The following is a 17897-nucleotide window of genomic DNA, read 5'->3' as shown; positions in this document are numbered from 1 at the left end:
TGCGGGAGTGGTGCACTCCGGGTGGCGCGCGCCGTATGTATCGGGACAAAAGGAAGTAGTCCGTACCGGACAGTGACCGGATTCTGGACGGAGCCTTCCGCTCAGCGAACCGCCTTCGCTACTGTCCCGCTACGCACACGCCCCGTGGCAGCGCCGCCGCGGAGCGCAGCCGTGAAGCGACGCGGTCCGGGACAGCCCGGGCCGCCAGCCGATCGGCGGCCTCTGACGCGCGTCACCGACGGGACTCGGTGACGCAATTTCCGCCGCGACGGGGGCTGCCGACCTCACCACTTAAGGAGTGGGCGTCGTGACCGCGGAGACCTCTCAGACGCTCGACCGGGGACTGCGCGTCCTCAAATTGCTGGCCGATACGGACCACGGGCTGACCGTCACCGAGCTATCCAACAAACTGGGCGTGAACCGGACCGTCGTATACCGGTTGCTGGCCACACTCGAACAGCACGCACTCGTACGACGAGACCTGGGCGGCCGTGCCAGGGTCGGGCTCGGTGTGCTGCGACTGGGCCGCCAGGTGCATCCGCTGGTCCGCGAGGCGGCGTTGCCGGCCCTGCGGTCGCTGGCCGAGGACATCGGAGCCACGGCCCATCTGACCCTCGTGGACGGGGCGGAGGCGCTGGCCGTCGCCGTCGTCGAGCCGACCTGGACCGACTACCACGTGGCCTACCGGGCCGGGTTCCGGCATCCGCTGGACCGGGGTGCCGCGGGCCGGGCCATCCTCGCCCAGCGGCAGCAGGGGCTCGGTGAGCCGGGGTACACGCTGACGCACGGGGAACTGGAGGCGGGCGCGAGTGGAGCGGCCGCTCCGCTGCTCGGGGTCACCGGTGTCGAGGGAAGCGTCGGCGTGGTGATGCTGGCGGACGCGGTGCCGGAACGGGTGGGCCCGCGGGTCGTGGACGCGGCTCGGGAGGTCGCCGAAGCACTGCGGTGAGCGCTTCGGTGAGCTGCCGCGTTTCCATCTCGCCCCTGGCTTTGGCCAAGACTCCAAACCGACCCGCCAACCTCTGGCCGTTCCCCCCACCGTCACCCGCCCGTCCCTCCGCATCATCAGGGGCCAGAAGCGGAACTGCGGAGGGAACGGCACGGTGGACACAGTCGGTACACGGCCCCCAGGTGGACAACGGACAAGCCCCACAAGCCGGTTGACCCGGCGGCAAACCGTCGGCGCACTCGCCGACGAAGCCGCCGGCAGCTCGCTCAAGCGGACCATGGGCGTCACCCAGCTCACCCTGCTGAGCGTCGGCGCCACCCTCGGCACCGGCATCTTCGTCGTGCTCGGCGAGGCGGTGCCCGAGGCCGGACCCGCGATCGTCGTGTCGTTCCTGCTCGCCGGTGTGACCGCCCTCTTCTCCGCACTGTCCTACGCCGAGCTGGCCGGCATGATCCCGGGCTCGGGATCGTCGTACAGCTACGCCTACGCGACCCTCGGCGAGCTGGTCGCCTGGGTGTGCGGGTGGTGTCTGATCCTCGAGTACGGCGTCTCGGTCGCCGCCGTGGCGGTCGGCTGGGGGCAGTACGTCAACGAGCTCCTCGAACTCACCGTCGGCGTGACCCTGCCGGACGCCCTGAGCGCACCGCCCGGCGACGGCGGCACGCTCAACATCCCCGCCGCCCTCATCGTCGTACTGGCGATGGTCGTGCTGCTGCGCGGGGCCCGCGAGAGCGCCGTCGCCAACGCGATCATGGTCGGCGTCAAGGTCGCCGCGCTCGTCCTCTTCTGCGCGGTCGCCTTCACCGCCTTCCAGGCCGGGAACTTCCAGCCGCTGTTCCCGCTGGGCGCCGCCGGCATGAGTGCCGGTGCGGCCTCCCTCTTCTTCTCCTACATCGGCTTCGACGCCGCCTCGACCGCGGGGGAGGAGGCGAAGAACCCGCAGCGGGACCTGCCCCGGGCCATCCTGCTGTCCCTCTTCCTGGTCACCGCCCTCTACGTCCTCGTCGCCGTCGCCGCGCTCGGTGCGATGCCCTGGCAGAAGTTCGAGGGGACCGAGGCCACGCTGAGCGAGGTGCTCGTGCAGGCCGTGGGCGGGGGGAGCCTGTGGCCGATCCTGCTGTCCGTCGGTGCCGTGATCGCCACGACGAGTGTCGTGCTCACCGTGCAGTACGGCCAGATCCGCATCCTCTTCGCGATGTCCCGGGACGGGCTCGTGCCGCCGCTGTTCGCGCGCGTCCACCCCCGCACCGGAGTCCCGCGCGCCAACACGGTGATCGTCTCGTCCTTCATCGCGATCCTCGCGGCCCTCGTCCCGCTCGGCAGCCTCGCCGACGCGACCAGCATCGGCACCCTCTTCGCCTTCATGCTGGTCAACCTGGCGGTCGTGCTGCTGCGCCGGCGCAACCCCGAGGCGCCCCGCTCCTTCCGCGTCCCCTTCTCTCCCGTGACCCCGATCCTGGGCGTGCTGTTCTGCGGCTACATGCTGTTCAGCCTCGGGACCGACACCTGGATCGCGTTCGGTGTGTGGATGGCGGTCGGGCTCGTCGTCTACGGCCTCTACGGCGTCCGGCACTCCAAGCTCAACCGGAAGACCCCCACCGCATGACCGCCCTCGACCTCCGAACCTCCGACGTCGTCGATCTCACCCGCGCTCTCGTGGACATCCCCTCCGAGAGCGGGGAGGAGGGCCGGATCGCGGACGCGGTGGAGGCCGCCCTGCGCGACCTGCCCCACCTCGCCGTCGACCGCATCGGCAACTCCGTGGTCGCCCGTACCGACCTCGGGCGGCCCCAACGGGTCGTCATCGCAGGGCACTTGGACACCGTCCCGGCCGCCGGGAACCTGCCGTCGCTCCTGCACGAAAGCCGTGTGTACGGCCTCGGCGCCTGCGACATGAAGGGTGGTGTCGCCGTCGCCCTCCGCCTCGCGGCGACCGTGCCCGAGCCCACCCGCGACCTCACCTACGTCTTCTACGAGTGCGAGGAGGTCGAGGGCGACCGCAACGGCCTCCGCGTGATCGCCGAAAGCCGCCCCGACCTCCTCGAAGCCGACCTCGCCGTCCTCATGGAGCCCTCCGACGCGGGCGTCGAGGCAGGCTGCCAGGGCGTGCTGAGCGCCGACATCGTCGTCCGCGGGGAACGCGCCCACACCGCCCGCGCCTGGAAGGGCGTCAACGCCGCCCACCTCGCCGCCCCCGTCCTCCAGCGGCTCGCCGACCACAGGCCCGAGCGGGTCGTGATCGACGGGCTGGAGTACCGGGAGGGGCTGAGCGCGGTTGCCCTGCGGGCCGGGGTGGCCGGGAACGTCGTACCGGACGAGTGCGTGATCACCGTCAACTCCCGCTTCGCGCCGAGCCGTTCGGCCGAGGAAGCGGAGGCGTACGTACGGGACCTCTTCCCGGAGTACGAGGTGCACGTCACCGAGGTCGTGCCGGGGGCGCTGCCGGGGCTGGACCGGGTCGCCGGTCTGGTCGAGGTGCTCGGAGCCGAGCCCCGCCCCAAGTTGGGCTGGACGGACGTGGCCCGGTTCGCCGCGCTCGGGGTGCCCGCGCTCAACTACGGGCCGGGGGACCCGTCGCTCGCGCACACGGCGGGGGAGTACGTGCCCGTGGAGCAGTTGCGCGAGTGCGAGGACCGGCTCAGGAAGTGGCTCCTCTGAGCCCGGCGAGGGTTCTCAACTGCAGCCACAGCACCAGTCGTTCGTCGGGATCGTCGAGGTCGATCCCGACGTGCTGCTGGGCCTGCCTGAGCCGGTAGCGGCAGGTGTTCGGGTGGACGGCGAGCAGCTTCGCCGCGCCCGCCATGTCGCAGCCCGCGTCGAACCAACTCACCAGCGTGCGCGCGTAGTCGGTGCCGTGCTCACTGTCGTACGACAGGACGCGCCGCCATGCCCCCGCGCTCAACTCCCGCCGCTCACCGAGAACTTCGGTCAGCCGCAGCAGCGTCACCCGCGGGCGCACCTCCTCCACGGTGGCCACCGGCAGGCCGGGGCCCAGCACCCGCAGCACCAGATCGGCGTCCGCCCGCGAGGCCGCGATCTCGCCGAGCTCCGGCACCACCTCGCCCAGCGCCGCCCGCACGGGCACCCGCAAGGCCTGCCCGGCACGCGCCACGATGTCCACGGCGAGCCGCTTGTGACGCTCACCGGGGGCGGGCAGCAGCGCGTACACCACCCCGTCGACGAGCACGCACGCGTGCCGCCCGTACCGCGCCTCGCACTGCAGCCGTACGACGTCCAGGAGCCGCAGGAGGGTCTGTTCGGTGTCCGGGAGGCTGGCCGCGTCCAGCACGAACGCGGCCACCCGCACGGAACCCTCAAGTCCTAGACCGCGTACGGAAGTTGACGCGTCCGCCGTACCGTCGAGCAGCCGCCGCAGCAGCTCGCTGTTCTGGTGGCGGGTCAGTTCCTGGGCCGCCCGGGCCCGCAGCAGGAGCAGCGCGGCGGTGGACGCGCCCTGCGCGAGGGTCTCCTCGGCGTCGGGCGCGAGCGTGCCGTCGTCGACGACCCAGACCGAGCCGAGCGTCTCCCCGCCGGCCCGGACGGCGACCGCGAGGCGGGGCAGGTCGCCCTCGCGCAGGGCGGGCAGCCGTACCGGGTCGCCGGCCGCGAACAGCGTGCGGTACTGCTCGGAGTTCTCCGTGCTGGCCGGCACCTGGAGGCCGAGGATGCCCTGCCGGCGGTCCTCGTCGACCGGCTGGCCGGGGACGGTGGAGTAGGCGAGGATCCGCTGGCGCGGGTCCTCCACGGCGGTGGCCCCGCCGACCGCCGCCGCGATGGCGTCGGCGAGGGCGAACAGGTCCCCGTGGCCGCCCGCGGACGGCACCGGCCGGGCGCCGATCGCCGAGGCCAGCAGCAGGTGCACCTGCTGCCAGGCCGCGTCCTCGTCGACGGACAGCAGTGCCACGCCGTACGCCTCGGCCTCACCGACCGGACCGCCGTCGCCGCGTACGACGAGCCCGGTCATCCCGGCCTCGGCGGCCGCCCGCGCGAGCGGCCCGGCCGCGGCCGCCCGTACCCCGACCGCCAGCAGCAGCGCGCCCGGCGTCCGGGGGAGCGGGGCGTGGGCGTCGTAGAGCACGGCCTCCGTGACCGGGGCGGTGAGCCCGGCGGGGGCGGTGTGCAGGCGTACGGAGGGGCCGCCGATGACGTCCAGCAGGTCGCCGAGGGTGCAGGCGTCCATGGGGCTCCTCGCGGTAAGGGTGATTGGCCGATCCGGAAAGGAACGTACGCACCGGTTGTCCAGGTGCACAACCCGGGGAGCTCCGGTGGCTCCGAGACTCGGTTCCATGACCGGAGTGAGCATCCGCACCGTCCACGACGTGACCGGCCTCGCCGCCGTCACCGACTACTTCAGCGACGTGTGGCAGACCCCCCGCAGCGCCCCGCCCTACCCGGCCGAGGTGCTGCACAGCCTGGTCCACGCGGGCGGCGCGGTGCACGCCGCGTACGACGGGACCCGGCTGGCCGGGGCGTCCGTCGCCGTGTTCGGGGCGCAGGGGGACACGTACTCCCTGGTCGCCGCGGCCGACCAGGGGCTCGGATACGCCGTCAAGCAGGCCCAGCGGGCCTGGGCCCTCGGCCTCGGTGCCCGCATCATGCGCTGGACCTTCGACCCGCTGGTCGGCCGCAACGCCCGCTTCAACCTGGCCAAGCTGGGCGCCGCCGGCACGGAGTACCTCGTCGACTTCTACGGCCCCATGGCGGACGGCGTGAACGACGGCGACGAGAGCGACCGGCTGACGGTGACGTGGGAGCTGGGGGCGTCGGTGACGTCGTACGAGACACCGGATCGCGAGGGTGCACCTGCCACTCACCGTGCCCCCGACGGCGACCCGCTCGCCCGCCGCGACCTCGACGACCGCCACGTCTGGTGCCGCGTCCCGGAGGACATCGTGAAGCTGCGGGCCGCCGATCCGGTGCTCGCGCTGCGCTGGCGGCACGCCGTCCGCGAGGTGTTCACGGAGGCCTTCGCGCAGGGGTTCAGGGCGACGGGGATGTCGCGGGACGGTTGGTACACGCTGACCCGGTCGATGGGGGCTGCCGCATGAAGCTCGAACGCGTAGAGATCGTCCATGTCGCGATCCCGCTCGTCACCCCCTTCCGGACGTCCTTCGGCACGATGACCACGAAGGACACCTTTCTGCTGCACGTCGTCACGGACGCGGGGGAGGGCTGGTCGGAGTTCGCCGCCGATCCCGAGCCGCTGTACTGCTCGGAGTTCGTGGCGGGGGCGGAGATCGTGCTGCGGGACTTCCTGCTGCCGCGGGTGGCGGGGCTGCCGGGGCTGACGGCGGCTGCGGTGGCTCCGGCGGTCGCCAAGGTAAAGGGGCACGAGCTGGCGAAGGCGGCGCTGGAGACGGCGGTGCTGGACGCGGAGCTGCGGTCGTACGGGATGCCGTTGGCCGTGTATCTGGGCGCGGTGCGGGAGCGGGTGCCGGCGGGGGTGTCGGTGGGCATCAAGGAGTCGCTGCCCGCGTTGCTGGACGACGTCGAGCGCTACCTCGCCGAGGGCTACGTCCGGATCAAGCTGAAGATCGAGCCGGGCTGGGACGTGGAGCCGGTCCGGGCGGTGCGCGAGCGCTTCGGGGACGGGCTGCCGCTCCAGGTCGACGCGAACACGGCGTACACGCTCGCGGACGCGGACCACCTGCGGCGGCTGGACGAGTTCGGGCTGCTGCTGATCGAGGAGCCGCTGGAGGAGAACAACCTGTACGGGCATGCGCGGTTGCAGGGGCGGTTGTCGACCCCGGTCTGTCTCGACGAGTCCCTGCACAACGCCCGTGACACCGCCTCCGCGATCGCGATGGACGCGTGCCGGGTCGTGAACGTGAAGCCGGCGCGGGTCGGCGGCTATCTGGAGGCGCGGCGGGTGCACGACGTGGCCCACGCGCACGGCGTGCCGGTGTGGTGCGGCGGCATGCTGGAGACGGGAATCGGCCGCGCGCCGAACCTTGCTCTGGCGGCTCTGCCGGGGTTCACGCTCCCCGGCGACACCTCGGCCTCGTCCCGCTATTTCGCGGCGGACATCACGGAACCCTTCGTGCTGGAGGACGGCCACCTGCCGGTTCCCCGGACACCGGGGATCGGCGTCGAACCGCTCCCCGAGGCGCTACGGCGCTTCACTCTCCGTCGGGAGGACCTGTACGTGGGCTGACCGGCCCCTGGCCGGAAGTCACCGCCGCGTTAGATTGATCCCGTGCTCTCTCGCCTCACGCGCCCCCAGGCCGTCGCCGTCTGTGCCCTGCCCGCCGTGGCCCTTCTCGCCACGGCTGCCTTCGCACCGCTGCCGTTCTCGCTGACGCAGCCTGGGATGACGGCGAACGTCCTCGGGGAGAACAAGGGCACGCCGGTGATCACGATCTCCGGTGCGGCGGCCCGCAAGACCAGCGGGCAGCTGCGGATGACGACGATCGAGGCGACCGGCCCGGACACCCATGTGTCGCTGGGTGACCTGGTCGACGCCTGGTTCGCCACGGACCAGGCCGTCATGCCGCGCGACGCGGTCTACCCGAGCGGGCAGAGCGTCAAGGAGATCGAGGAGCACAACACCGAGCAGATGAAGGAGTCCCAGGACGCCGCGACCGACGCCGCGCTGAACTACCTGGACCTCGGCGACAAGAACATCAAGGTTTCGCTGAAGCTCGCGGACGTGGGCGGTCCGAGTGCTGGTCTCCTGTTTTCGCTGGGTGTCATCGACAAGCTCGACGGCGACGGCAGCGGCGGCGACCTCACCGGCGGCCGCAACATCGCCGGCACGGGGACGATCGACGCCGACGGGACGGTCGGTGCGGTGGGGGGCGTGGCGCTGAAGACACAGGCCGCGCGGCGGGACGGGGCGACGGTGTTCCTGGTCCCCAAGGACGAGTGCGCCGACGCCAAGTCCGAACTGCCCAAGGGGCTACGGCTGATTCCGGTGACGACGCTGAAGGGGGCGGTCAACTCGCTTACGGCGTTGGAGAGCGGGAAGGGCTCGGTTCCGAGCTGTTAGACGATCGCCGGCCTCGGGGTCGCGAGACGCAGGCCCAGCTCTACGAGGGTCCAGCCGAGGCGGGTACGGAGGCCACGTGGGGGCTCGGCTTCGGCGGCGAGACGGTAGGCGTCTGCCTGGGCGCGGAGCTCGGCGGCGCGTATGCGGTGCAGGGCGAGATGGGTCTCGGGGTCGATCACTGGGGCCTCTTTCGATCCGTCGTGATGGGGAAGACGTGGGTGTGGAGGCGGACCTGTTCTGCTTCCGGGTCGTCCTCGTCGGCCTCGAAGGCGTCGTAACTCTTGAGCAACTCGTGCATCTTGCCGATGAGTTCGCGGGAGCGGTCGGGCGTCAGCCGTAGTGTGAAGTCGCTCAGGTCCATGGCGTGGTTCGACCAGTTCGGGAGCCAGTCGTCGCGCGTCGCCACCCAGGCCGACAGTTCGCGGCCGTGGTTGGTCGCGAGCTCGTGCAGGAACGTATCGGCCGCCCCGCGTACCTCCGGGTCCGGGTTCTGCAGCAGGTCGTCGGTCATGCTGATGCCCTGCTCTGCCGGCTTCCACCACCGCTCCCGGCCCTTCCCGTGGTCCGGCGCGTCCTCGACGAAACCGTGTGTGGCGAGCTGCCGCAGGTGGTAGCTGGTGGCTCCGCTGGACTCGCCCAGCCGCTCGGCGAGCATCGACGCGGTGGCCGGGCCGTGCCGTCGTAGGGCGTTGAGCAGTTCCATGCGCAGGGGATGTGCGAGTCCGCGCAGGGAACGGGCGTCGAGTTTCCGCACGTTGGGCTGTTCCGTCACGCGTACAAAGGTAGCGTTGCAAAGAACCCGTTGCAAGGATTTCTTTGCAACCCCTACTTCACGAACCCCTCCGCCTTCATCCAGTCCAGCGCCACCTGATGCGGATCCTCACCGTCCACGTCCACCTTCGCGTTCAACTCCTGTGCCACCGCGTTGTTCAGCTTCTTGGTGACCGGGTCGAGGACGTCCGCGATCGCCGGCCACTTCTTCAGGGCCTTGGAGTTGATCTCGGGGGCCGCGTTGTAGTTGGGGAAGAACTTCTTGTCGTCGGCCATCACCGCGAGGTTCATGGACTTGATGCGCCCGTCGGTGGTGAAGACCTCGCCGTAGGTGCAACTGCCCTTCTTCACCTGGGTGTAGATGATCCCGGTGTCCATCTGCGTGATGTTCCCGGCGGGGACGCTCATGCCGTACGCCTTCTCCATGCCCGGCAGCCCGTCCGCCCGGTTGGCGAACTCGCTCTCCACGCAGAGGGTCACGGCGCCCGGATCGGACTTGGACAGGGCCGCCACGTCCGACAGCGTCTTCGTGCCGTACTTCTTGTAGTTGGCCTGGTTCATCGCCAGGGCGTAGGTGTTGTTGAGCGCGGCCGGCGGCAGCCAGGTCAGCCCGTTCTTCAGGTCCGCCTTGCGTACCGCCTCCCACTGCTGCTGCGGGTCGGCGATGGGCTCGCTGTTGCCGAGATACGTGATCCAGGCGGTGCCCGTGTACTCGTACATCCCGTCCGCGTCACCGGACTTGACCGCTTCCCGCGCCCCGACGGAACCCTGGATGCCGGTGCGGTCGAGGACGTCCGCGCCGGCCGCCTGGAACGCGATGCCCATGATCGCGCCGAGGATGAGCTGCTCGGTGAACTCCTTGGACGTGACGGTGAGGTCGGCGCCCTCGAGCGGCAGGCCCTTGCCGACGGAGCCGGGTTTGACGTCGTCGACCATCGGCGAACCGCTGGTCAGACCGCATGCGGAAGCCAGAGAGGCCAGCACCAGTGCTCCGGCCGCTGGCAGACACGCACGACACGTCCACTTGATCGGGTAAGCTGCAGGACGTGCGTTGCGAGAACCAAGCGCGTACACAGTGCTGATCGAGAGCCAAGACAGCACATGCACCTCCAAGCTTTGCCGTATCAAACCGGGCTGGTTTCAACCCGGCTGGTGTCGATCGTGTAAGACCTGTTGGGTCGCTGACTCGCAGGCAGCGTGAGCCAGGGATCCCCCTGCTTCGGCTGGGGGAGGATTCAAGTCCCCACCTCCAACCCCCGTGGCCTGAGCAGCAGTTCCGCCAGCGAGGCCAGCCAGTCGACCAGCAGGGCGAGCGCGACCGTGAGGATCGAGCCCAGCATCAGCACCGGCATGCGTTGGTTCGTGATGCCCGTCGTGATCAGCACGCCCAGACCCCCGCCACCCCCGAACGTCGCCAGCGTCGCCGTACCGACGTTCAGGACCAGCGCGGTCCGTACGCCCGCGAGGATCAGCGGTACGGCCAGCGGCATTTCGACGCGGGACAGTACGCCCAGCGACGACATGCCGATGCCGCGCGCCGCCTCCAGGAGGGTCGGGTCGTTCGCCTTCAGGCCCGCGATGGTGTTGGAGAGGACCGGGAGAACGGCGTAGATGGTGATGCCGATCAGGGCCGCCTTCGTCCCCGTGCCCAGCCAGATCACCAGCAGGGCGAGGAGACCGATCGCCGGGGTCGCCTGCCCCATGTTGGCGAACGCCATCGCCACCGGGGTCGCCTTCCGGAACGCCTTCCTCGTCAGCAGCACGCCCAGCGGGATCGCGATGATCAGCACGAAGAACGTCGAGATCACCGTCAGCTGCACGTGCTGCCAGAGCGCCTTCGACACCTGGCCGTTGGACAGCGCGTTCTCGGAGATCGGGTCCAGGTCGGCCTGCTGGAACCACAGCCAGGTCGCCAGCAGCACCGCCACCAGGAACGCGGGCAGGAGGGTCAGCTTCTGCCAGGTGATCCGGCGTTCGGCCGTGGCCGGCGGGGGCGGTGCCTCCTGCTCGGCCTCGCCCTCGTCCCGGAAGGCGAGGCCCTTGACGTCGTGCTCGCCGGCGGGCCGTTTCTGGTCCGGAGAGGTGGTCACGCCCGCGTCTCCCCTCCGTCGCCCTCCTGCTCGGCGTGCGTCTGGGTGGCCCGGGTCTCCTGCAGCTCGTGCTGGTGCTCCATGGCCTCGAGCCGGTCGGCGTCCAGCAGTTCGTGCACGGAGTTCATGAGCGTCTCCATGTCGACGACGCCGTCGTACTCGCCGCGCCGCCCGGTGACCGCGACCCGCCCCGCGTTGTCGGTGAGGACCGCCTCCAGGGCGTCCCGCAGGGTCGCGTCCCGGGTCACCGTGTCGTGCACCAGCGTCCCGGCCCGCGCCAGCGAACCCTTGGCGCGCATCATGTCGCCGCGTCTCAGCCACTTGTACGGCCGCCCGCGCTTGTCGAGCAGCAGGATCTCGTTCGTCCCGCTCGCCCGGAGCTTGTTGAAGATCTCCTGGAGGGGGTCGTCGACGGTCACCGTCGGATAGTCGGTGATCTCCACGTCCCGCACCCGGGTCAGGTTCAGCCGCTTCAGTGCCGCCCCCGCGCCGACGAACCCGGACACGAAGTCGTCCGCCGGGTTGGTGAGGATCGCCTCGGGGGTGTCGAACTGAGCGATGTGCGAGCGTTCGCGCAGGACGGCGATTCGGTCACCGAGCTTGATCGCCTCGTCGAAGTCGTGCGTGACGAAGACGATCGTCTTGTGCAGCTCGTGCTGCAGCCTGATCAGCTCGTCCTGGAGGTGATCACGGGTGATCGGGTCGACCGCGCCGAACGGTTCGTCCATCAGCAGGACAGGGGGATCGGCGGCGAGTGCCCGCGCCACGCCCACCCGCTGCTGCTGACCACCCGACAGCTGGCGCGGATAGCGGCCGTGGAACTCGCCCGGGTCGAGCCCGACCAGGTCCAGCAGCTCCTCCACCCGCGACTTGATCCGCGACTTCGACCAGCCGACCATCTTCGGCACGAGCGCGATGTTCTGGGCGACCGTCATGTGCGGGAAGAGCCCGGCGGACTGGATCGCGTACCCGACCTTCCGGCGCAGCTTCACCGGGTCCATGTCGGTGACGTCCTCGCCGTTGATGCGGATGCGCCCACCGGTCGGTTCGATCAGCCGGTTGATCATCTTGAGCGTGGTGGACTTACCGCAGCCGGAGGGGCCGACGAAGATGACGAGCTCGCCCGCCTTGATCTCCATGTTGACGTTGTCGACCGCCGGCTGGGGACTGCCGGGATAGCGCTTGGTCAGATTCTCCAGCTCGATGGAAGCACCCGACGTGGCACCCGACGTGGCACCCGAGGTGCCGGCCGAAGACGAGGTGCTGGTCTCAGACACGGATCCCCCTGGGAATGGTCAGCCGTCCGATCAGGACGTACGCGGCGTCGAACAGCAGGGCCAGGATGATGATCCCGAGCGTGCCCGCGAGTACCTGGTTGATCGCGTTCTTGCTGCCCAGGGAGGCGAGGCCGCGGAAGATCACGTTGCCGAGGCCGGGCCCGGAAGCGTAGGCCGCGATGGCGGCGATGCCCATCAGCATCTGCGTCGAGACCCGGATCCCGGTCAGGATCGGCGGCCACGCGAGCGGCAGCTCGACCCGCACCAGCCGCATCACCCGGGACATCCCGATGCCCGTCGCCGCGTCCACGAGCGAGGGATCGACCCCGCGCAGACCGACGATCGCGTTCCGCACGATCGGCAGCAGCCCGTACAGGGTCAACGCGATCACCGTGGGCGGTACACCCAGCCCGACGATCGGAATGAGCAGACCGATCATGGCGAGCGACGGGATGGTCAGAATGGTCGAGGTGGCCGTGGTCGCCAGGTTGCCGGCCCAGTCGCTGCGATACGTGACGACACCGATCAGCACCCCGATCAGCGTCGCGACGACCATGCACTGGAAGACGGCGCTCGCGTGCTGATAGGCGTCCGTGAGCAGCTGTTGGTGGCGATTGCCCAGGTACTCCCAGAAGTTCACACGCGGTCACCTCAGAGGCTCGTCACTCCCGTCGGGCCCGGTCCTCCTGATGGCTCGCCTGTTCCACCAGCGGGATGATCCGCAGCGGAACGGGGTTCTCCATCACGATCGCGGTGGAGGCCCGGACAATGCCATCAAAACCGACAACCAGGTCGATGACCCGCTGGAGATCGGCGTTCGACCGGGCCACGAGCCGGCACAGCATGTCCCCGCTGCCGGTGGTCGTGTGCAGCTCCAGCACCTCCGGCACCGTCGCCAAGTGCGCTCGTACGTCGGCCCCTTGCCCCTGCCGGATCTGCAGCGTCGCGAACGCGGTCACCGGGTAGCCGAGCGCCGCCGGATCGACCTGCGGACCGAATCCGCGGATGACGCCATTCGACTGAAGCCGGTCCAGCCGCGCCTGCACCGTCCCCCGGGCCGCCCCCAGCCGCCGGGACATCTCCAGCACCCCGATCCGCGGCTCCCGCGCCAGCAGCACGATGATCCGTCCGTCCAGATGGTCGATCCCCACGGCAGCCTCCAGGCGCTGGTCATCCTGTACAGAAAGCCCGCCGACACGGCCGTACGACTGCGCACATTGTTCAGCGATTACGCAAACTATTGCGCACCTTGCGAGACCGGACCAGGCTGCCGCTATGGCCGTGACTTCTGCGAACACAGACCACACACCCGACACCGCCCGGCAGGCCGACCCCTTCCCGGTCAAGGGAATGGACGCGGTCGTCTTCGCCGTGGGCAACGCCAAACAGGCGGCGCACTACTACTCGACCGCCTTCGGCATGCGGCTGACCGCCTACTCCGGACCGGAGAACGGCAGCCGCGAGACCGCGAGCTACGTCCTCACCAACGGCTCCGCCCGCTTCGTGTTCACCTCGGTCATCAAGCCCGCCACCACCTGGGGCCACTTCCTCGCCGAGCACGTGGCCGAGCACGGCGACGGCGTCGTCGACCTCTCCATCGAGGTCCCGGACGCGCGCCGGGCGTACGCCTACGCGATCGAGCACGGCGCCCGCTCGGTCGCCGAACCGTACGAGCTGAAGGACGAGCACGGCACGGTCGTCCTCTGCGCGATCGCGACGTACGGCGAGACCCGCCACACCCTCGTCGACCGCTCCGGCTACGACGGCCCGTACCTGCCCGGATTCACGGCCGCGAGCCCCCTCGTCGAACCCCCCGCCCACCGCACCTTCCAGGCCATCGACCACTGCGTCGGCAACGTCGAGCTCGGCCACATGAACGAGTGGGTCGGCTTCTACAACAAGGTCATGGGCTTCACGAACATGAAGGAGTTCGTGGGCGACGACATCGCCACCGAGTACAGCGCCCTGATGTCGAAGGTCGTCGCCGACGGCACGCTCAAGGTCAAGTTCCCGATCAACGAGCCCGCCATCGCCAAGAAGAAGTCCCAGATCGACGAGTACCTGGAGTTCTACGGCGGCGCGGGCGTCCAGCACATCGCGCTCAACACCAACGACATCGTCGAGACGGTACGGACGATGCGCGCGGCCGGCGTGCAGTTCCTCAACACCCCGGACTCGTACTACGACACCCTCGGCGAGTGGGTCGGCGACACCCGCGTGCCGGTCGAGACGCTGCGGGAACTAAAGATCCTCGCCGATCGTGATGAGGACGGGTACTTGCTGCAGATCTTCACCAAGCCCGTCCAGGACCGACCGACCGTCTTCTTTGAACTCATTGAACGGCACGGTTCGATGGGCTTCGGCAAGGGCAATTTCAAAGCTCTGTTCGAGGCGATCGAGCGCGAGCAGGAGAAGCGGGGCAATCTGTAGCCCCCACTGGACTACGGGGGGGACCGTGGCGACCGTCGACCACCGTTTCGACCTTGACGTACCGGCCGTCCGCTGGCTGTGGGGGAAGGGCTCGCTGCACGAGTCCACGGTCCTGCAGTCCTTCGCCTTCGACGAGGTGCACAAGCATCTCTACGTCCTTCAGGTCACCCGGGGCGGCATCGACGAGGGCGACCTGTGCCTGAACAAGCTCGACCTCGAAGGCAAGAACCTCGGCCACATGTACCTGCGCGGCTTCGGCCACGGGGTGAGCATGGGCGTCCAGAACGCCGACGACGGCACCGTGTGGATCTGGACCGAGGCCGACTCCGAGGGCGGTTACGGCCAGGGCGTCACCCGCTTCCGGTTCACCGACGGGGCCACCCGCACCGGCGAGGACGTCAAGATCCGCAAGCCGATAGCCAAGTCCACCAACAAGCCCCGCTATCGAACTCTTGCCCAGGCATCCAACCTTCAGGGTGGATGTGTAGGGCGTCCTGGCTAAGTGGCCCGGAGGGTCGCAGTGCCACGGTTATAGTCGCCTTGTCCGACAACGGAGTTGCCGGACCTACCGCCGGACGGGCGGGACGTGAAGCCTGTGGAGACCTTGTCAGACTGCCCTTACGGGCAGCAAGGGTCGGTGAAGCAGGAACCCAAGGGAGCACTGCGTACTGGTGCCGACCGGAATCGCCTGTGTTCATGCAGGCGAGGGCGTCAATCCCTCACCCACCGCGAGCCGGTGGGCGTCGCTGGACGCGAGGCCGCGGCGCAGCAGGTGCTGCGCCGCGCGTCCGGCGGGGCGGGAGCGCGCAGGTTCAACATTTACTACAAGCCGTTGTCGTAGGAGCCTCGTAGGCTGGCCGCATGGCCAGGATCAACGACGTGGGCGGCACCCAGGGCTTCGGCGCCATCGACACCACCGACGACACCGAGCCCTTCCACGCGGACTGGGATGCCCGGGTCGTCGGCCTCTTCAACACCCTGCGCGGACAAGGGATCTTCAACACGAACGAGTTCCGGGACGCGATCGAGTCGATGCCGCCGGCGGAGTATCTGGCGGCGTCGTACTACGAGCGGTGGTCCGTCGCGATCTGCGCCCTGCTGGAACGCAAGGGCGTGATCGAGCCGGGTGAGTTGGATGACTGAGCCGACCGCGACGGCTGCCGATCGCTTCGCACCCGGCACGCGCGTGCGTACCTTCCCGCACGACCCCCCTCACCACACCCGCCTCCCGCGGTACGCGCGCGGCGAGTGGGTCTCGTGGTGGAGGCGGAGGGTCGATATGTCCCGCTCCGGCGCCCGCGACCTGTAGGGCGTGGACGACCACCACGTCGTACTGGACCTGTGGGAACGCTCGGCCTGTTCCGAGTTGGTGCAAGTCCGAGGCGTACCGCTCCCGCGTGGTCCGCGAACCGTTCCTTGGGGCTGACGAGGCGTGGCTCTGATCAGCCGCACGCCCCGAACGGTCTTGGGCGCACTGGTCCCCGGCGTACTCAACCCCGGTCGGCGACACTCATCCTGTGAGTGCTCCGGTCCCGGGAGGCCAGTTCCCTGCACGATCTGGACGACTGAGTGCGGTCAGGGGCGACGGGGAGGCCTCATGCCATCCCTCTGGTGGCGCGAGAGCCCTGCACGCTGGCACCGCACTCGGTGAACCAGATCGCACGGCGACGTTACCCCGACTGGAGTGGGGCGCTGCAAGCCTGAAAGCCGACGATCACACGATCGAGCTGAACCGGTCTCACTCATGCTCCCCAGCCACTGGATGCCAATAACCTCCCGACCTCCTCGCAGAGTTCGGCCTCGAACTGCCCGCCTCGGTTGACATCACCGTGTGGGACTCCAGCGCGGAGAGCCGCTACATGGTGCTGCCGCGACGTCCGGAGGGGACCGAGGGACTGGCGGAGGAGGAGCTGGTCGCACTCGTCACGCGCAACGCCCTGATCGGCACGGCGGCGGTGTGACCGGTAGATCCTCGTCCGGCACCTCGCCCAACGCCGTCAACGCCGCCCGGGCCGCGCGCACGTGCAGCGGCGAGAAGTACGGATTGATCCGCAGCGCCTCCTGAAGATGCCGCCGGGCGGGCGCGTACAGCTCCAACTCCCGCTCGATCACGCCCCGGTGGTACATGTACGACGCACTGCGCACCCCGCCCCCGTGCACCTTGTCCGTCGCGACCGTGGCGTACCGCAGCGCCTCCTTGTCCGCGCCCGTCCGATGCAGCGCCCACCCCAGCGCGTCGGCGACGGCGATCCCCGGCTGCCGACGCCACTCGGCCCGCAACCGCCGCACCGCGGAGGCGGGATCGCCGTGGTCGGCCTCGAACTGGCCGAGGATCAGCGCCTCGTCCACCCCGCTCACGGCGGCCTGCTGGACCCGCGCCCGGAGCAGGTCGTACTGCACGCGGGCGGCCTGACCGAGCCCGAGCGATTCGTACAACTCGCCCAGTTCCAGGGCGTATTGGGGGAGCGGCTGCTTGGTGAGGGCCACCCGGTAGGCGTTCAGGGCCTCGGTCGTCCGGCCCAGTGCCGCCAGCGCCCGCCCCTGCCCGGCCTGGGCGGCCCGCTGGTCGGGGTCGAGGCGGACCGCCTCCTGGAAGTGCCGCAGGGCGTCCTCACGGTCGCCGCGCTCCCAGGCCAGCTGCCCGACCCGCTCCAGGTACGCCGCCCGCTCGGCCGGGGCCTGAGCGCTCGCCGCCGCGTCGGACAGTGTGGCCGCCGCGTCCTCGCGCCAGCCCCGGTCCCGGTAGACGGCCGCCGCCCGCGCCGACACCGCGGGGCCCGAGCGCAGCTCCATCAGCTTGTCCAGGGAGGCCCGCGCCGCCTTGTAGTCGCCGAGCCCCGTGTACGCGTCGATCAGCAGCGGATACGTCGTCCACCGCTTCGGCTCCAGTTTCCGTGCGGCCTCGCCCCAGGTCCGCGCCGACCGGAAGTCCCGGCGGGCGTTCGCGAGCGCGGCCAGCCCGCCAAGGGCCTCCGCATTGCCCTTCCCACGCACCTTCAACGACGTACGCAACGCCTTGTCGGCCTTCGGGAAGTACGCCGTCTCCGCGGTCCGCCGCCCCTGTTCCACATACGCCGTCCCGAGCACCGCCCACGACTCGGCGTCCCGGGGATGCCTGCGCAGATGGGTCTCGCGCTCACCGATCAGCACCGCCAGGTCGGGCAGCGCGGCCGGCACTCCGGCGGTGACCGCCGTCAGCGCCTGCGCCCCCGGTGCCGGTGCGGGCGCCCGGGTCGCCGTCCGCTCCGAGGGCAGCAGCATCAGCGCCCCGCCGAGCACGACACAGCCCGCGAGCGAGGCGATCACCAGGCGTCCGTGCAGTCGGCTGCGCCGCTCCTCCTGTGGGTTCTCCATGGCGCTCACTGTGCGTCAATACGACGACCACATCCCGG

Annotated in this window: 18 protein-coding genes and 1 pseudogene; 10 read left to right on the top strand and 9 right to left on the bottom strand. The window is 70.0% G+C overall.

The genetic code is table 11. The features are described 5' to 3' along the window. Nucleotides 1–307: 307 nt before the first annotated feature. From IG08_RS0119780 to dapE, 3 genes are all read left to right on the top strand, one after another. On the top strand, nucleotides 308–949 hold the full coding sequence (locus IG08_RS0119780) for an IclR family transcriptional regulator (RefSeq protein ID WP_030603917.1): 642 nt from the start codon (nucleotides 308–310) through the stop codon (nucleotides 947–949). Between the two features lie 154 nt (nucleotides 950–1103). Next, nucleotides 1104–2555: an amino acid permease gene (locus IG08_RS0119775; protein ID WP_052424793.1), complete on the top strand. Its 1452-nt coding sequence runs from the start codon at nucleotides 1104–1106 to the stop codon at nucleotides 2553–2555. After that, on the top strand, nucleotides 2552–3607 hold the full coding sequence (gene dapE / locus IG08_RS0119770; protein ID WP_030603912.1) for a succinyl-diaminopimelate desuccinylase: 1056 nt from the start codon (nucleotides 2552–2554) through the stop codon (nucleotides 3605–3607). Before IG08_RS0119775 ends, dapE begins: the two co-directional genes overlap by 4 nt. Here the strand turns inward: dapE and IG08_RS0119765 are convergent. Then, entirely contained in the window at nucleotides 3588–5129 is a 1542-nt protein-coding gene (locus tag IG08_RS0119765; protein WP_030603911.1) for a PucR family transcriptional regulator, read from the bottom strand. The genes dapE and IG08_RS0119765 overlap by 20 nt on opposite strands. A 106-nt stretch (nucleotides 5130–5235) precedes the next feature. Between IG08_RS0119765 and IG08_RS0119760 the strand changes: the two genes are divergently transcribed. From IG08_RS0119760 to IG08_RS0119750, 3 genes are read left to right on the top strand one after another with little or no spacing between them, the layout of a single operon-like run. Next, nucleotides 5236–5997, top strand: coding sequence for a chorismate synthase (locus IG08_RS0119760; RefSeq protein WP_030603910.1), 762 nt, complete (start codon nucleotides 5236–5238; stop codon nucleotides 5995–5997). Further along, entirely contained in the window at nucleotides 5994–7103 is a 1110-nt protein-coding gene (gene menC, locus IG08_RS0119755; RefSeq protein WP_030603909.1) for an o-succinylbenzoate synthase, read from the top strand. Before IG08_RS0119760 ends, menC begins: the two co-directional genes overlap by 4 nt. Before the next feature lie 42 nt (nucleotides 7104–7145). Continuing rightward, the gene (locus IG08_RS0119750; protein ID WP_030603907.1) at nucleotides 7146–7937 is read left to right on the top strand and encodes a YlbL family protein; all 792 of its coding nucleotides are present in this window, start codon (nucleotides 7146–7148) and stop codon (nucleotides 7935–7937) included. Here the strand turns inward: IG08_RS0119750 and IG08_RS0119745 are convergent. The 7 genes from IG08_RS0119745 to IG08_RS0119715 all read right to left on the bottom strand — a co-directional run bounded on the left by IG08_RS0119745 (nucleotide 7934) and on the right by IG08_RS0119715 (nucleotide 13226). Beyond that, on the bottom strand, nucleotides 7934–8113 hold the full coding sequence (locus IG08_RS0119745; RefSeq protein ID WP_030603905.1) for a hypothetical protein: 180 nt from the start codon (nucleotides 8111–8113) through the stop codon (nucleotides 7934–7936). The genes IG08_RS0119750 and IG08_RS0119745 overlap by 4 nt on opposite strands. After that, the gene (locus tag IG08_RS0119740) at nucleotides 8113–8709 is read right to left on the bottom strand and encodes an ArsR/SmtB family transcription factor (RefSeq protein WP_043454739.1); all 597 of its coding nucleotides are present in this window, start codon (nucleotides 8707–8709) and stop codon (nucleotides 8113–8115) included. The genes IG08_RS0119745 and IG08_RS0119740 overlap by 1 nt, the downstream gene beginning before the upstream one ends. Nucleotides 8710–8762: 53 nt before the next feature. Beyond that, complete coding sequence (locus IG08_RS0119735; protein ID WP_078655666.1) at nucleotides 8763–9644, bottom strand: glycine betaine ABC transporter substrate-binding protein; 882 nt, start codon at nucleotides 9642–9644, stop codon at nucleotides 8763–8765. Nucleotides 9645–9943: 299 nt separating this feature from the next. Further along, a complete protein-coding gene (locus IG08_RS0119730; protein ID WP_030603898.1) occupies nucleotides 9944–10798 on the bottom strand; it encodes an ABC transporter permease in 855 nt (284 codons plus the stop codon). Continuing rightward, nucleotides 10795–12075 (bottom strand): betaine/proline/choline family ABC transporter ATP-binding protein, encoded by a 1281-nt coding sequence (locus IG08_RS0119725; RefSeq protein WP_030603896.1) that lies wholly within the window; start codon nucleotides 12073–12075, stop codon nucleotides 10795–10797. Before IG08_RS0119725 ends, IG08_RS0119730 begins: the two co-directional genes overlap by 4 nt. Further along, nucleotides 12068–12715, bottom strand: a complete 648-nt coding sequence (locus IG08_RS0119720; protein WP_030603894.1) for an ABC transporter permease — start codon at nucleotides 12713–12715, stop codon at nucleotides 12068–12070. Before IG08_RS0119720 ends, IG08_RS0119725 begins: the two co-directional genes overlap by 8 nt. Nucleotides 12716–12737: 22 nt before the next feature. After that, nucleotides 12738–13226 carry an Lrp/AsnC family transcriptional regulator gene (locus IG08_RS0119715; protein ID WP_030603891.1) on the bottom strand — a complete coding sequence of 163 codons (489 nt, stop codon included), beginning with the start codon at nucleotides 13224–13226 and terminating at the stop codon, nucleotides 12738–12740. Between the two features lie 124 nt (nucleotides 13227–13350). On the opposite strand from IG08_RS0119715, the gene hppD reads away from it, so the two are divergent. The 4 genes and pseudogenes from hppD to IG08_RS57235 all read left to right on the top strand — a co-directional run. After that, entirely contained in the window at nucleotides 13351–14505 is a 1155-nt protein-coding gene (gene hppD / locus IG08_RS0119710) for a 4-hydroxyphenylpyruvate dioxygenase (RefSeq protein WP_030603889.1), read from the top strand. Between the two features lie 25 nt (nucleotides 14506–14530). Beyond that, a complete protein-coding gene (locus IG08_RS55885; protein ID WP_052424792.1) occupies nucleotides 14531–15007 on the top strand; it encodes a phage baseplate protein in 477 nt (158 codons plus the stop codon). Nucleotides 15008–15366: 359 nt separating this feature from the next. Continuing rightward, on the top strand, nucleotides 15367–15648 hold the full coding sequence (locus IG08_RS62500; protein WP_030603888.1) for an SH3-like domain-containing protein: 282 nt from the start codon (nucleotides 15367–15369) through the stop codon (nucleotides 15646–15648). 629 nt (nucleotides 15649–16277) lie between these two features. Continuing rightward, nucleotides 16278–16466 (top strand): annotated as a pseudogene (locus IG08_RS57235) (nitrile hydratase subunit alpha); the annotation flags it as partial. On the opposite strand, the gene IG08_RS0119690 reads toward IG08_RS57235, so the two are convergent. After that, the gene (locus IG08_RS0119690) at nucleotides 16429–17859 is read right to left on the bottom strand and encodes a tetratricopeptide repeat protein (RefSeq protein ID WP_052424791.1); all 1431 of its coding nucleotides are present in this window, start codon (nucleotides 17857–17859) and stop codon (nucleotides 16429–16431) included. The pseudogene IG08_RS57235 and the gene IG08_RS0119690 overlap by 38 nt on opposite strands. Nucleotides 17860–17897 lie beyond the last annotated feature (38 nt).

The sequence above is a fragment of the Streptomyces fulvoviolaceus genome, assembly GCF_000718165.1.
In the GTDB taxonomy this organism is placed as follows: Bacteria; Actinomycetota; Actinomycetes; order Streptomycetales; family Streptomycetaceae; genus Streptomyces; species Streptomyces fulvoviolaceus.
Note: the sequence above shows the minus strand (reverse complement) of the source record. Positions and strands in the feature narration are given on the sequence as shown.

Excerpts from the sequence above, each read along its gene's own strand:
- dapE (WP_030603912.1), top strand. The coding sequence starts at position 2,552 with ATGACCGCCCTCGACCTCCGAACCTCCGACGTCGTCGATCTCACCCGC.
- IG08_RS0119765 (WP_030603911.1), bottom strand. The coding sequence starts at position 5,129 with ATGGACGCCTGCACCCTCGGCGACCTGCTGGACGTCATCGGCGGCCCC.
- IG08_RS0119760 (WP_030603910.1), top strand. The coding sequence starts at position 5,236 with ATGACCGGAGTGAGCATCCGCACCGTCCACGACGTGACCGGCCTCGCC.
- menC (WP_030603909.1), top strand. The coding sequence starts at position 5,994 with ATGAAGCTCGAACGCGTAGAGATCGTCCATGTCGCGATCCCGCTCGTC.
- IG08_RS0119735 (WP_078655666.1), bottom strand. The coding sequence starts at position 9,644 with ATGGTCGACGACGTCAAACCCGGCTCCGTCGGCAAGGGCCTGCCGCTC.
- hppD (WP_030603889.1), top strand. The coding sequence starts at position 13,351 with ATGGCCGTGACTTCTGCGAACACAGACCACACACCCGACACCGCCCGG.
- IG08_RS62500 (WP_030603888.1), top strand. The coding sequence starts at position 15,367 with ATGGCCAGGATCAACGACGTGGGCGGCACCCAGGGCTTCGGCGCCATC.
- IG08_RS0119690 (WP_052424791.1), bottom strand. The coding sequence starts at position 17,859 with ATGGAGAACCCACAGGAGGAGCGGCGCAGCCGACTGCACGGACGCCTG.